This is a genomic window from Eikenella longinqua (assembly GCF_001648355.1).
GTDB classification, from domain to species: Bacteria; Pseudomonadota; Gammaproteobacteria; order Burkholderiales; family Neisseriaceae; genus Eikenella; species Eikenella longinqua.
On record NZ_LXSL01000012.1, the window covers coordinates 83,964 to 97,011 of the forward strand.

Here is a 13,048-nt window from a genome sequence, read left to right on the forward strand (position 1 = left end):
AGGACAAAATATGAGTTCGTCAGAATCCGGCGGCAACGCCCGCTCCTACCGCGTACGTTTGGATGAATTAAATGCCAACGCCCGCTGCTTCTGGGCGGATTGGCAGCAGGAAGAAGCACGGCTGGCGGCGCTTGCCGATGCCGTGGCCTTCGTAACCGAAGCCAACGAATTGCTGCAACGCCACTGCCCGGAAGTGGTGGTGGAGCTGGACGGAGAGCCGGCCAACGGCGCGCTGGTGTTCAGCGCCAACGGTGTGATTGCGCGGTTTCCGCAGGTGCTGGCGCTGGTGGCCGAAGCGGCGGAGGGCACGCAGCGCTCGGTGGTGTGCTTCCGGCAGCGGGTGGGCGCCTCGGAGCAGTTTGCCATCCGCATGAACGGCGTGGATTTGCGCGCGGCGGATATTTTGGTGCGCTGCGAGGAGTGGCAGGGTTTGCCGGCGCTGGAAATGGCGTTTGCCGCCCCACCGAAGGAAGAAGACAAGGCTGCGGTGCAGCACTTGGCCATCATCATGCTCGACCATGTGCTGGGCGAGTGGGACGCGGTGGTGAAAGTGGGCGCGCTGGATTTTGTAGATGCCGTGCCGCCGGATGCCGTGCCGCTCAACAGGCTACCTGAAAAATTAGACGAAGTGTGGAAAGCCTTGGGGCGCGACGCGCTCTATCCCGAGCCGGAATGGGAGTTTGCCGCCTACCAGTGCGACGAAGACGAAGAAGCCGGCCGCGATGCGCTGGTGCTGCTGCGCAACGAATCGGCCAACGGCCTGCTCGGCCGCGCGGACATGGGCTGGGTGGTGTCGGTACAGTGCAGCATCGACGGCGAAGAGGGGCTCACCGCCGCCTATCAGTTGCAAGACGAGCTCGATGCCGAAGCCGCCCACCAGCAGCAGGGCATCGTTACCTTGTCTGTGACCAACCTCACGCGCGGCGAGCGCACCGTGTTTGCCGCCACCGGTGAGCCGGAACGGCTGGCAGCTAAGGCGCAGGAGATATGCGCACGGTTTGCGCAGCTCAAGCCGCAGGTGGATTGCGAATACGATCCGAACTGGCGGCATTATCGGTTTTAAGTTTTCAGGTAGCCTCTCAGACGGGCGTCTGGCAAAGGGGCTACCTGAAAAAAGTTTTAGCAAGAAAGAAGCAAAGCAAATGAACAAGCAGTTTGGCAAAGTGGCCGTGTTGAACGGCGGGTTTTCCACCGAGCGCGAAGTGTCGCTCGACAGCGGCGCCGCCGTGTTGGCCGCCTTGCAGGGCCGGGGCATCGACGCCCACCGGTTCGATCCGAAAGAGCAAGACATCCTGCAACTGAAGGCGCAGGGTTTTCAGGTAGCCTTCAACGTGCTGCACGGCACCTACGGCGAAGACGGCACCGTGCAGGCGCTGCTCGATTCCATCGGCATCCCCTACACCGGCTGCGGCATGGCCGCCTCCGCGCTGGGTATGGACAAATACCGCTGCAAACTGATTTGGCAGGCGCTCGGCCTGCCCGTGCCCGATTTCGCCGTGCTGCACGACGACAGCGATTTTGCCGCCGTGGAAGCCGAGCTTGGGCTGCCGATGTTTGTGAAGCCCGCCGCCGAAGGCAGCAGCGTGGGCGTGGTGAAAGTGAAGCAGGCCGGCGAGCTGCCCAAAGTGTACCGCGAGCTGCGCGAACGCCACCTGCACGGCGAAATCATCGCCGAACGCTTCATCGACGGCGGCGAATACACCTGCGCCGTGCTCGGCAAGCAGGCGCTGCCCAGCATCCGCATCATCCCCGCCACCGAGTTTTACGACTACGACGCCAAATATTTCCGCAACGACACGGTATACCAATGCCCGAGCGATTTGGACGCGGCAGGCGAAGCCGAAATCCGCCGCCTGGCCAAAGCCGGCTTCGAAGCCATCGGCGGGCGCGGCTGGGGCAGGGTGGATTTTCTGCGCAGCAAGGAAGGCCAGCTGTATCTCTTGGAAATCAACACCGTGCCCGGCATGACCAGCCACAGCCTGGTGCCCAAGGCCGCCGCACAAACCGGCTTGGATTTTGCCGACTTATGCGTTGAAGTGCTGAGCCATGCGACTTTGGGATAATGCCGGCGCGTTAAAACGCATCAACAGCAGCCTCTACCTCTTGGCCGGCATCGGCTTGGTGGCGGCTGCCGTGATGTGGATGATGAATTCGCCGTATTTCCCTGTTAAACTGGTGAAAATCGACGGCCAGCTCCAGCGCCTGAGCGCCGCCCAGCTGCAACAAACCGCCAGCCAGCATATTCGCGGCAATATTTTCAAAGCCGATTTAAACGAAGCGCGGCAGGCGTTTGAAGCGCTGCCGTGGGTGGCCAAAGCCGAAGTGCGCCGCCTGTGGCCGGATACGGTGCAGATTCAGGTGGTGGAGCGCAAACCCGTGGCGCGCTGGGAAGGCGGCGGCTTGGTGGACAGCGAAGGCAAAGGTTTCGATGCGCCGAGCGACGAAAACTTTCCCATATTTGCAGGCACGCCGGGAATGCGTAAAATTATGGTGGACGAATTTGCCGAATTTCAGGCCATTTTGGCGCCTACCGGCCAAAGCATCAGCCGGATGGACTACAGCCCGCGCTCGTCGCGGGTGCTGACCTTGGGCAACGGCATCCAATTGCACTTGGGGCGCAATGAGGCGTCCATGCGCCTGCGCCGTTTCGTGCAGGCTTGGCACGAAATCCTGAAAGATCGCGCTGCCGACATCCGCTACGTGGATTTGCGCTACCGCGACGGCTTTGCCGTACGCTACCGGCAAGGCGCCGATAACGAAGGCAACGATAACGAAAACGACAACGAAACCACACCCCGCAATCAGGCGGCCGACTAACCATTTCAACAATCCGATAATTTAAGCAACAAGCGAGACAAACATCATGGCAAACAACAAACAACTGGTAGGCGCGCTGGACATCGGCACTTCCAAAACCATCGTTTTGATCGGCGAAGTGCAAGATGACGACGAAATCCACATCATCGGCTTCGGCCAAGCGCCCTCGCACGGGCTCAAAGCCGGCATGGTCACCAACATCGATGCCACCGCCCAAGCCATCACCCAGGCAATGGAAGAGGCCCAGCTGATGGCCGACTGCCAAATCGGCAGCGTGGTTACCGGCATTGCCGGCAACCATATCCGCAGCATGAACTCGCAGGGCGTGGTGAAAATCAAAGAAGGCGAAGTGATGCAGGCCGACATCGACCGCGCCATCGAAACCGCCAAAGCCGTGAATATCCCGCCGGATCATCAGATTCTGCACACCGTGGTGCAGGAATACATCATCGATAACCAGCCCGGCGTGCGCGAGCCCATCGGCATGAGCGGTGTGCGCCTGGATACGCGCATCCACATCGTTACCGGTGCCGTTACCGCCATGCAGAACATCCAGAAATGTATTGAACGCTGCGGCCTGCATATCGACAATATGATTTTGCAGCCCCTGGCCAGCGGCCGCGCAGTGTTGACGGAAGACGAAAAAGAATTGGGTGTGTGCGTGATCGACATCGGCGGCGGCACCACCGATATTGCCGTTTACACCAACGGCGCCATCCGACACACCGCCGTGATTCCGGTGGCCGGCGACCTGATCACCAAAGATTTGGCGCAAGCCCTGCGCACGCCCTACAGCGCCGCCGAATACATCAAAATCAACCACGGCGTGGCATTGGCCACCGGCGACGGCTTGGACGAAATGATCGAAGTGCCCAGCGTGGGCGACCGCCAGCCGCGCCAGATTTCGCGCCGCGTGCTGGCCAGCGTGATCGGCCCGCGCGTGGAAGAAATTTTGGAGCTCACCCGCAACGAGCTGCACCGTTCCGGCTTCCCCGAAGAAGTGCTCACTTCCGGCGTGGTGCTCACCGGCGGCGCTTCGTTGCTCTCCGGCGTGGTGGAGCTGGCAGAAGACGTGTTCAACCTGCCCGCCCGCATCGGCGTGCCGAAGGAAATGGGCGGCCTCTCTGAGCGCATCCGCAACCCGCGCTACGCCACCGCTATCGGCCTGTTGCAGACCGCGGCGGAACAAGGCGGCAGCCAGCACGCCGCGCATCCCGCCGGCAGGCAGGGCGGCGAGGGCGATTCTGTCTTCTACCGCCTTAAAGAGTGGCTGAAAAACAATTTCTAGCCTTTTTGCTTATTCTTGCACACAAAATCCGTTCAAACCTTTATAATACGGGCGATTTCAGTTTTCAGGTAGCCTTCCGGGCACAATCAAGGAGTGTTAAATGCAATTGGTTTATGATGTTGTCGAATCCGCAGCCAGTCCCGCGGTCATTAAGGTTATCGGTATCGGCGGCGGCGGCTGCAATGCCATTAACAACATGATTGACAACACGGTACAAGGCGTCGAATTCATCAGCGCCAATACCGATGCCCAATCCTTGCAGAGCAATAAAGCACCCAAACGCATCCAGCTGGGCACCAACCTGACCAAAGGCTTGGGCGCCGGCGCCAATCCTGAAACCGGCCGTGCCGCCGCGCAGGAAGACCGCGAAACCATCGCCGATGCCATTCAGGGCGCCAATATGCTGTTCATCACCACCGGCATGGGCGGCGGCACCGGCACCGGCGCCGCTCCCGTGGTGGCCGAAATCGCCCGCGAGCTGGGCATCCTCACCGTGGCCGTGGTAACCCGCCCGTTCGAGCACGAAGGCAAACGCATCCAGATTGCCAAAGAAGGCTTGGATACCCTGAAAAACCAGGTGGATTCCCTCATTGTTATCCCGAACGACAAGCTGATGACCGCATTGGGCGAAGACGTAACCGTGCGCCAGGCATTCCGCGCCGCGGACAACGTATTGCGCAACGCCGTGGCCGGTATTGCTGAAGTGATTACCTGCCCGGGCATGATCAACTTGGACTTTGCCGACGTGCGCAACGTGATGGGCATTACGGGCATGGCCATGATGGGCTCCGGCTTCGCGCAGGGCATCGACCGCGCCCGTATGGCCACCGAGCAGGCGATTGCCAGCCCGCTGCTGGACAACGTAACGCTGGAAGGCGCGCGCGGCGTGCTGGTGAACATCACCACCGCCCCCGACGGCCTGACCATGAAAGAATATAAAGAAATCATGTCGGTGGTGAGCGAATATGCCCACCCGGATGCTGAGCTGAAATACGGCACGGCCGAAGATGCGGCCATGCAGGAAGGCGAAATCCGCGTTACCATCATCGCAACCGGCCTGAAAGAGCAGGGCGACAACAGCCAGAGCAGCAATCTGCGTATGGTGAAAGCCGCCCAAGCCACCGGCACCGACGGCGGCTTCCCGGAAATCGACAGCGTGATCCGTTCCGGCCGCACCGCCCGCACCATGAATTTGGCCGCTTCCGATTTTGCCAACCAATCTGTGCTGGACGATTTCGAGATTCCGGCGGTGATTCGCCGACAAGCTGATTAAGCCGGTTTGGTTTATAGTAAAAGGCTACCTGAAAATTTTCAGGTAGCCTTTTGTTGCGTCCATACCTTTGGGCGGATAAGCCGATTGAATCGGACTAATCAAGCTGCTGGAATTTTGTGAAACAGGCGCAGGCAGTTGGCGGTGGTGGCTTGGGCGATGTTTTCCAGGGTGTCGCCGCGCAGTTGGGCAACGAAGGCGGCAGTGTGCCGCACGTAGGCGGGCTCGTTGGTTTTGCCGCGTTTGGGCACGGGGGCGAGGTAGGGTGAGTCGGTTTCCACCAGCAGCCGGTCGAGCGGCACGTAGCGGGCGGCTTCTTGGATGGCGGTGGCGTTTTTGAAGGTAACGATGCCGGAGAAGGAAATGTAGAAGCCCAAATCCAAGGCCAGCTTGGCGATGCGCACGTCTTCGGTGAAGCAGTGGATCACGCCGGCGTGGGCTTGGTGCTCGCGCAACAGGCGCATGGTGTCGTCGGCGGCATCGCGGGTGTGCACCACGAGGGGCAGGCCGCTGCGGTTGGCGGCTTCGATGTGTAGGGAGAAGCGTTGGTGCTGCCAGGCCAAATCGCCTTTGCACCAGTGGTAGTCCAGGCCGGTTTCGCCGATGCCGACCACTTTGGGCAGGGCGGCGCGCGCCAAGAGCTCATCCAGGCTGAATTCTTGGGCTTCGGGGTCGTCGGGGTGGATGCCGACGGTGGCGTAGATGTGGGGGTGGGCTTGGGCGATGGCGTGTACTTCTTCGAAGCTCTGGCGGCTCACGCTGATGGCGATGGCTTTGCCCACGCCGGCTTCGGCCATGTTGCCGAGGATTTCAGGTAGCCTTTGGGCGAGCTCGGGGAAGTTGAGGTGGCAGTGCGAATCGATGAGCATGGCTACATGGTGTAGGTGGCGCGGTCGGTGTGCAGCAGGCCGGGCAGTTGGTCTTCGATGTAGTTTTTACACTTGATGGCGGTTTCGTCGTCGCCGAATGCGAGGCCGACGCCTTGCGGCTGGCCGCTGGTGGTGCGGCTGAGGTTGATCCACACCACGCGGGTGCGCAGGAAGTATTTTTCAGACTGGTCGAACAGCTCGAGAATCAGCAGCACTTCTTCGCCCATGGTGAATTGATCGTTGGTGGGCACGAAGATGCCGCCGTGTTCGAGGAAGGGCATGTAGCTGTAGTAGGCGGTGGGTTTGTCTTTGAGGCTCACGCTCATCATGCGGCCGGGTGCTTGCTCGGCGGGTGTGCTCATGGTATGTCCTTGTTGTTTAGTAAGTAGAGGGTTTGTTTTGCCAGAAGGCGAGATAGTCGATTAACAAATTTTCAATCTGCATTCTAACACTTAAGGTGTGGCGGCCGTAAGGGCTGAGGCGGTTTAGGCGCTGCACCAATTGAAACAGGGGCTGCCCTGCCGTGCGGGAGGCTACCTGAAAAAGGGCGGCTTCGTGCTGCGGGTAATACAGCGGGGGCAGCTGCTGCTGGGCGAGGGCGGTGTCGGCCAGCCATTTGTGCAGCCAATCCAGGAATACGGCGAGCGGCCATTTTTGCTTGTCGAAGGCGGCGGCGTAATCCAGCATGGCGAGCAGGCGCGGCTTGGCCAGCAGCTGGCACAACTCTTCGCGCAGGGCGTCTTGCTCGGGCTCGGCGGCAAACAGGGGGGCGCCGCAGTGGAAGGCGAGCAGGGCTTCGGCCTGGGCGGCATCGTGCGAGCCGTGCGTTTTCAGGTAGCCCAAGGCTTCTTCGGCGCTCGGGGCGGGCAGCAGGAAGGGGCGGCAGCGGCTTTTGATGGTGGGCAGCAGGCGGTCTTTGTTGTGCGTTACCAGCAGGAACACCACGGCGGCGGGCGGCTCTTCCAGCATTTTCAGCAGCGCGTTGGCGGCTTGGATGTTCATGGTTTCCGCCGGCTGCACCAGCACCACGCGCAGCCCGCCGCGCACGGAGCTTTGCAGCAGGGGGGAGAGCACGGCGCGCACGGCGTCGATTTTGATTTGCAGCAATTTGCGGCCGCTTTCACCTTCGGCCGGCAGCTCGGGCGTGAGCTCGTAGTAGTCCGGGTGGCTGCCTTGGGCGAACAGGTGGCAGGAGGGGCAGCTGCCGCAGGGCTGGTGCCCGGCTTGCGGCTGCTCGCACAGCAGCGCCTGCGTTAGATGGCGGGCGAAGGTGGTTTTGCCGGTGTTGCGGCGGCCGGTGAACAGCCAGGCGTTGGGGCGGTTGGCCCACTGCGCGGCCAGCTGCTGCCAGGCGGATTGTTGCCAGGGGTAAATCATAGCGGGATGAGGCTGCCGGAAAAGATGAGGCTACCTGAAAAATTTTCTCTTTAAGAAACAAAGCTTCGGTGCGGGGAAGCGGGCGGGAAGGCTACCTGAAAAATGCGCGCGGCACAAATCGGCAGCCGGGGCGGGCAAACTAGCCTTTTTTGCCCCACTTGGCCCTGGCGATTTCCACCGCCATCGGCAGCACCGAAATCACGATGATGCCGATCACCACCAGGCCGAAATTGTTTTTCACCACCGGCAGCTCGCCGAAGAAATAGCCGGCATAGGTGAGCAGACCCACCCACAGCACGGCGCCGATGATATTGTAGCGGATAAAGCGGCCGTAGTGCATGTCGCCCATGCCGGCCACGAAAGGCGCGAAGGTGCGCACAATCGGCACGAAGCGCGCCAGAATGATGGTTTTGCCGCCGTATTTTTCGTAGAAGGCGTGGGTTTTATCCAGATATTCGCGTTTGAAGATGCGCGAATCGGGTTTGGAAAACAGCTTTTCGCCGAAATATTTGCCGATGGCAAAGTTTACCGCGTCGCCAATCACCGCCGCGGCGAGCAGCAGCGCTGCCGCCAAGTGCACATTCATGCCGCCCAGCGCGGCCACCGCCCCGGCGGCAAACAAAAGCGAATCGCCTGGCAGGAAGGGCGTGACCACCAGCCCGGTTTCGCAAAACACGATGAGGAATAGGATGGCGTAAATCCAAACGCCGTAGCTTTGGGTGAGCTCGATGAGGTGTTGGTCGATATGCAGGACGAAATCAATCAAGTGGGCAATCATGGCGGGTGTGCGTGTGGGAAATGGGCGGCATTGTAAGGCAAGAGCGGACGGGCTGAAAGGGGCGGGCGGCTGCGGCGGGGAAATAAGTTAGAATGTAGCCTTTAAAGAGGCTACCTGAAAAATCAAGCCGCGCCGGAATACGGGCATTGAAGGCTACCTGAAAAATATCGGTTGCGGCAGAACCCAAATAAGGAAACGCGATGAGCTGGTTTTTCGCCTGCGTCGGCGGCATCGTGCTGCTGCTGATTATCGAGCTGGGATTGCGCCTGCATGTGGACAAATATGCCGCGCCGCTGTTGGCCTGGTATCGCCACACCGCGCCGCCGGGCAGGGAGGTGAAGGAAGATTATTTCCTGCCGGATTCGATGATGGGCCGCGGGATGAGTTTTCGGGCACGGCCGGTGGAGCGGCTGGTGTGGCGGCATGCCGAGGTGGCGGATAATCCGTATATCCGGCCGGCGGCTTATGCGGAGCTGCGGCCGTATGTGTTGATGCTGTACGGCGTAATACTCTGCTGCAACGAGGTATGTTTTTTGCTGTGCCTCTGCTGCTTTGGCTGTGGAAATTGGCTACCTGAAAAACTAAATCCTGCCCCGAATGAAATGGAAACGTGTTCAAGGCTACCTGAAAAATCAAACCGCGTTGCCATGCCACCCACCAAAGGCTACCTGAAATCTAGGACCCCCCCAATGAACCTCCTCATCACCTCCCCCCGCGCCCCCGTGGCACTCGAATGGGCGCGCTTCGCCCGCAGCGGCGGCCACCGCGTCGTGTTTTGCGACAGCCTGCGCTTTCCCGTGGGCGCGTTTGCCGGCTTGGGCGAATACCGCCGCATTCCGCCCCCGCGCCTCGATTTTGCGGGCTACGCGCAAGCCATGGCGGAACTGGTGGCGCAGGCCGACTGCGTCATCCCCACCTGCGAGGACATTTTCTATCTCGCCAAGCTGGATTTACCCGCCGCCGAACGGGCGAAATGCCGGATGCCCGACAACGAAACCCTGTTCGCCCTGCACGACAAATTCCGCTTTTTCGCGCGGATGCCGCAAGGCACGGCGGTGCGCTTTCCCGAAACGCGGCGCGTGGCCTCGCCCGATGAAGTGCGCTTGGACGACGATACGCGCAAAACGGTGCTGAAACCCGTGTATTCCCGCTTCGGGCGTTCGGTGGTGCGCGGCGTGCGCGAAGGCAGCCTGAAACACCTCCGCATCGGCGCGGACTATCCCTGGGTGCAGCAGGAATTCATCGCGGGGCAGGGCGTGTGCAACTATGCCGTGTGCGAGCGCGGCAAGGTGCTGGCGCACGCTGCCTACCGCCCGCGCTACCTGCTCAACGGCGCGGCATCCACCTATTTCGAGCCGCTGCACGATTCGCGCTTGGACGAGTTTGTTGCCCGCTTTGCCGCCCAAAACGCCTACCACGGGCAGGCGGCGTTCGACTTTATTGACGACGGGCGCGACCTGTGGCTCATCGAATGCAACCCCCGCGCCACCAGCGGGCTGCACCTGCTGCGCGGCCGTTTGGCGTTTGATGCGGCAGGCAGCCTCGTGTCGCAGGAAAACCCGCCCCCGCCCCGCCCCCTGCGCGTGGGCGCGAGCCTGCCGCTGCTGTTCGGCGTGCAGGCATGGAAACGCGGAACATGGGCCGAGCTTTGGCAGGATTACCGCCGTGCCCAAGACGTGATTGCCGATTTGCCGTTTTACGCGCAATGGCTGGCCTTGGGCGAGATGGTTTGGCGCAGCGCGAGATACCGCAAGCCGCTCACCAACGCCAGCACCTTCGACATCGAGTTCGACGGCGATGGAAACTGATTTGTCCCGCGCCTTTGCCGCGCTGTTTCGCGACGTGCCGCTGCACGCACTGTTTGCCAACATGAACGCCCGCGCCGAAGAGCTCGACACAGGCAGCCTGAACATCCCCTGCACCGTCATCGACCGCACCACGCCCAACTGCTACACCGCCTCGCCGCACGCCGCCATTGTGGATTACGCCCGAGACGAACTGGTGAAACTGCCGCCGCTGCGGCGCATGGCGGCGGCAGGTCTGCTGGCGGGCTTGGGTGGTATTTTGCGCGCCAACCAAATCGACCGCATGGCCACGCTCAACAACTACTGCCTTTCCACCAACAGCTTCTCGCAGCGTTTTCAGGTAGCCTCCATGGCGGATTTGACCGATGCCGCCGTGCAGAAATGGCCGCGCCACGCCCTCTCCGTCCGCTCGCTCAACGTGCGCCAGCACGCGGATTTAATCGCCCGCCTGCAACGGCTCGGCTGGCAGATGCTGGTGTCGCGCCAAGTCTATATCATCGACGACTGGCCGCACGCCTGCGCCAAAGCCAACACCCGCCGCGACCGCAAACTGCTGCACGACGGGCGTTATGTGTTCCAACGTTTGGACGCAAGCAGCCCCGAAGCCGATTTTCAGGCAACCCTATATTGCTATAACCGTCTGTATCTGCACAAATATTCCCAGCAAAACGTGCAGTTCGCCACCCGCTTCCTGCGTGAAGCCGCCGCGCGCGGCATCCTGAGCCTGTATCTGCTGCGCGACGCGGAAACCGGCGCGGGAGCGGGCGTGTCCGGCATTGTGAAGGACAGCGACACCGCCACCGCCCCCATCGTGGGCTACGACGATGCCGTGCCGCAACGCGCAGGGCTGTACCGCCGCTGCATGGCGCAGGCGATGCAGACCGCGCACGAAGCCGGGCTGGTGTTGAATTTCAGCTCCGGCGCGCCCGATTTCAAAAAAGTGCGCGGAGCCGCCCCCGCCATCGAATACATGGCGGTCTATACCCGCCACCTGCCGCCGCCGCGCCGAGCGATTTGGACGCTGCTGCACGCGCTGAGCCATGCGTTTTACAAGAAAACGCTGCTGAAATACGGCCTGTGAAACGGGAGGCTACCTGAAAAAAACCGACATCGTTTTTCAGGTAGCCTCCAAGCCCGCAGGGTAGGTTGGGTCAAGCCCCAACATTTCAGACAATTCAAAGGTTTTGTTGGGTTTTGCAATCCAACCTACATATACTCCCACGGGAGGGCAAAACGGAAGCGGCAGGCAATGCCCTATCCGAAAGGAATGCGTATGGCAGACATCAGCCGAGAAACCAACCAGGCAATCAAACAATTGGCCGAAGCGGTATTGGACGGCAGCATATCCAGAGAAGCCGCCTCCCGAAGCGCATCCGCCCTGCTTGGGCGGATAGAGTCCGCCGGCGCGGAAACCGACCCCGCCGTTTTCTCCTTCCTGCAATATATCGAAGGCTGGGACACGCCCGATTTCGAGCGGGAATATCTGTTTTGCCTGGGCGATTTTGCAATCGAGTTCGACAAGGTTAAAGACAGGTTTTAAGGCGGCGGGGCGCAATTCAGGCTACTTGAAAAAGAGGGCATTGTTTTTCAGGTAGCCTCCAAATCCGCAGTCGGATAGGCCAGCATTGCTGCCCGACCTGCGGCAAACCGCCCGAATATACACAAACCGCAATCAGGCTACCTGAAAACCGGAAACGCCGTTTAGCTTCGCAGAAACTCCGTTTTAGCTTCGCAGAAACTTCGCTTCCTTCGGAAACTCCGTTTTCAAGCAGCTTTTAATACCACAGGAACACCGCATGAACATCGCCAAAATGAAACGCGCCTGGTACCCGCTGGTGCCTTCCGCCAAACTCAAACACAAGCCCCTTGCCCGCAAGCTGTTGGGGCAGCCGCTGGTGTTGGCGCGGCTTGGCGGGCAGGCGGTGTGTTTCGACGACTGCTGCCCGCACCGCCATGTGCCGCTGAGCGCGGGCAAAATCGTGTCGGGGCGGCTGCAATGCGGCTACCATGGCTGGCAGTTCGACGCGGCGGGCAAAGTGTGCGCCGTGCCGGGCGGAATGTGCGCCTGCGAAGAGGCCTCCGCCGTGCCCGCCCATCCCTGCCGCGAACACGGCGGCTGGGTGTGGGTGTGCCTTGCGCCCGACGTGCCGTTTGCGCCCTATGCCGATTTCGACGCGCCGCCCAGCTTTGAAACCGTAAACGCCGCCAAACAGATGGAAGGCGATTTCATCCACGCCATCGAAAACTTCCTCGACCCCACCCACACGCCCTATATCCACCGAGGCCTGCTGCGCGGCGCGGGACGGCAGGGCATGACCGTGAGCCAGAGCCGCCACGCCAACGGCTTTGCCACCCGCTACGTCCTCCACGAGCGGCAGAACGGCCTGATTAACAAGCTGTTCGACCAAGGCATCACCGTAAACGACGCCGCCTTCACCTTCCCCGGGCTGGCGCGCATCGACTACCTGTCCCCGCGCGGCTGCGAATACCGCATCTCCGCCTTCTTTATCCCGCAGGACAAAGGCCAAATCGGCCTGAGCGTGCGCGTGCATTTCCCCCAAACCCGCCTGCCGCTTGCCGTGAAAGCCCTGCTGTTCCGCCCCTTTGTTGAATGCCTGCTGTTGCAGGACGCCGCCGTCATCAAACGGCAATACCGCCACCACAGCCGCTATTTCGCCAACCGCCCCTATTGCAGCACGCCCAACGATTTGGTCATCGACCACCTGCTGCATCTTTTGCTGGAAAACGCGCCCGAGGGAGAGGACAAATCGGGCGAGATGGTGCTGTATGGCGGATAATCCGCCCGGCGCGCAAACCGCAATCAGGCTACCTGAAAAATACCGC

Annotated in this window: 13 protein-coding genes; 9 read left to right on the forward strand and 4 right to left on the reverse strand. The window is 61.0% G+C overall.

What is annotated here, in order from left to right; all coding sequences use genetic code 11:
• Positions 1-10: 10 nt before the first annotated feature.
• The 5 genes from A7P95_RS02455 to ftsZ all read left to right on the forward strand — a co-directional run bounded on the left by A7P95_RS02455 (position 11) and on the right by ftsZ (position 5,378).
• Positions 11-1,063, forward strand: coding sequence for a hypothetical protein (locus A7P95_RS02455; RefSeq protein ID WP_067590627.1), 1,053 nt, complete (start codon positions 11-13; stop codon positions 1,061-1,063).
• A gap of 79 nt (positions 1,064-1,142) precedes the next feature.
• The gene (locus tag A7P95_RS02460) at positions 1,143-2,063 is read left to right on the forward strand and encodes a D-alanine--D-alanine ligase (protein WP_067590629.1); all 921 of its coding nucleotides are present in this window, start codon (positions 1,143-1,145) and stop codon (positions 2,061-2,063) included.
• A complete protein-coding gene (locus tag A7P95_RS02465) occupies positions 2,047-2,817 on the forward strand; it encodes a cell division protein FtsQ/DivIB (protein WP_067590633.1) in 771 nt (256 codons plus the stop codon). Before A7P95_RS02460 ends, A7P95_RS02465 begins: the two co-directional genes overlap by 17 nt.
• 46 nt (positions 2,818-2,863) lie before the next feature.
• Positions 2,864-4,105: a cell division protein FtsA gene (ftsA, locus tag A7P95_RS02470; protein ID WP_067590636.1), complete on the forward strand. Its 1,242-nt coding sequence runs from the start codon at positions 2,864-2,866 to the stop codon at positions 4,103-4,105.
• 100 nt (positions 4,106-4,205) lie between these two features.
• The gene (gene ftsZ / locus A7P95_RS02475; protein WP_067590639.1) at positions 4,206-5,378 is read left to right on the forward strand and encodes a cell division protein FtsZ; all 1,173 of its coding nucleotides are present in this window, start codon (positions 4,206-4,208) and stop codon (positions 5,376-5,378) included.
• 98 nt (positions 5,379-5,476) lie between these two features.
• Here the strand turns inward: ftsZ and A7P95_RS02480 are convergent, their stop codons facing one another.
• The 4 genes from A7P95_RS02480 to A7P95_RS02495 form a co-directional block, all read right to left on the reverse strand.
• The gene (locus A7P95_RS02480; RefSeq protein ID WP_067590643.1) at positions 5,477-6,244 is read right to left on the reverse strand and encodes a TatD family hydrolase; all 768 of its coding nucleotides are present in this window, start codon (positions 6,242-6,244) and stop codon (positions 5,477-5,479) included.
• Positions 6,245-6,246: 2 nt separating this feature from the next.
• Positions 6,247-6,606 (reverse strand): PilZ domain-containing protein, encoded by a 360-nt coding sequence (locus A7P95_RS02485; protein WP_067590646.1) that lies wholly within the window; start codon positions 6,604-6,606, stop codon positions 6,247-6,249.
• A 16-nt stretch (positions 6,607-6,622) separates the two neighbouring features.
• Positions 6,623-7,621 (reverse strand): DNA polymerase III subunit delta', encoded by a 999-nt coding sequence (gene holB, locus A7P95_RS02490; protein ID WP_067590649.1) that lies wholly within the window; start codon positions 7,619-7,621, stop codon positions 6,623-6,625.
• Positions 7,622-7,760: 139 nt separating this feature from the next.
• A complete protein-coding gene (locus A7P95_RS02495; RefSeq protein WP_067590652.1) occupies positions 7,761-8,399 on the reverse strand; it encodes a DedA family protein in 639 nt (212 codons plus the stop codon).
• Between the two features lie 200 nt (positions 8,400-8,599).
• Here A7P95_RS02495 and A7P95_RS02500 point away from each other — a divergent pair, with 200 nt between their 5' ends.
• From A7P95_RS02500 to A7P95_RS02515, 4 genes are all read left to right on the forward strand, one after another.
• A complete protein-coding gene (locus A7P95_RS02500) occupies positions 8,600-10,207 on the forward strand; it encodes an ATP-grasp domain-containing protein (protein ID WP_245636546.1) in 1,608 nt (535 codons plus the stop codon).
• Between the two features lies 1 nt (position 10,208).
• Positions 10,209-11,285: a GNAT family N-acetyltransferase gene (locus A7P95_RS02505; RefSeq protein WP_245636547.1), complete on the forward strand. Its 1,077-nt coding sequence runs from the start codon at positions 10,209-10,211 to the stop codon at positions 11,283-11,285.
• Positions 11,286-11,477: 192 nt separating this feature from the next.
• A complete protein-coding gene (locus tag A7P95_RS02510; RefSeq protein ID WP_067590661.1) occupies positions 11,478-11,744 on the forward strand; it encodes a hypothetical protein in 267 nt (88 codons plus the stop codon).
• 256 nt (positions 11,745-12,000) lie between these two features.
• Entirely contained in the window at positions 12,001-13,002 is a 1,002-nt protein-coding gene (locus tag A7P95_RS02515) for a Rieske 2Fe-2S domain-containing protein (protein WP_067590665.1), read from the forward strand.
• Positions 13,003-13,048 lie beyond the last annotated feature (46 nt).

What these genes read in the sequence shown, in the direction of transcription:
- A7P95_RS02455 (WP_067590627.1), top strand. Translation starts at nt 11, where the DNA reads ATGAGTTCGTCAGAATCCGGCGGCAACGCCCGCTCCTACCGCGTACGT.
- A7P95_RS02460 (WP_067590629.1), top strand. Translation starts at nt 1,143, where the DNA reads ATGAACAAGCAGTTTGGCAAAGTGGCCGTGTTGAACGGCGGGTTTTCC.
- A7P95_RS02465 (WP_067590633.1), top strand. Translation starts at nt 2,047, where the DNA reads ATGCGACTTTGGGATAATGCCGGCGCGTTAAAACGCATCAACAGCAGC.
- ftsA (WP_067590636.1), top strand. Translation starts at nt 2,864, where the DNA reads ATGGCAAACAACAAACAACTGGTAGGCGCGCTGGACATCGGCACTTCC.
- ftsZ (WP_067590639.1), top strand. Translation starts at nt 4,206, where the DNA reads ATGCAATTGGTTTATGATGTTGTCGAATCCGCAGCCAGTCCCGCGGTC.
- A7P95_RS02480 (WP_067590643.1), bottom strand. Translation starts at nt 6,244, where the DNA reads ATGCTCATCGATTCGCACTGCCACCTCAACTTCCCCGAGCTCGCCCAA.
- A7P95_RS02485 (WP_067590646.1), bottom strand. Translation starts at nt 6,606, where the DNA reads ATGAGCACACCCGCCGAGCAAGCACCCGGCCGCATGATGAGCGTGAGC.
- holB (WP_067590649.1), bottom strand. Translation starts at nt 7,621, where the DNA reads ATGATTTACCCCTGGCAACAATCCGCCTGGCAGCAGCTGGCCGCGCAG.
- A7P95_RS02495 (WP_067590652.1), bottom strand. Translation starts at nt 8,399, where the DNA reads ATGATTGCCCACTTGATTGATTTCGTCCTGCATATCGACCAACACCTC.
- A7P95_RS02500 (WP_245636546.1), top strand. Translation starts at nt 8,600, where the DNA reads ATGAGCTGGTTTTTCGCCTGCGTCGGCGGCATCGTGCTGCTGCTGATT.
- A7P95_RS02510 (WP_067590661.1), top strand. Translation starts at nt 11,478, where the DNA reads ATGGCAGACATCAGCCGAGAAACCAACCAGGCAATCAAACAATTGGCC.
- A7P95_RS02515 (WP_067590665.1), top strand. Translation starts at nt 12,001, where the DNA reads ATGAACATCGCCAAAATGAAACGCGCCTGGTACCCGCTGGTGCCTTCC.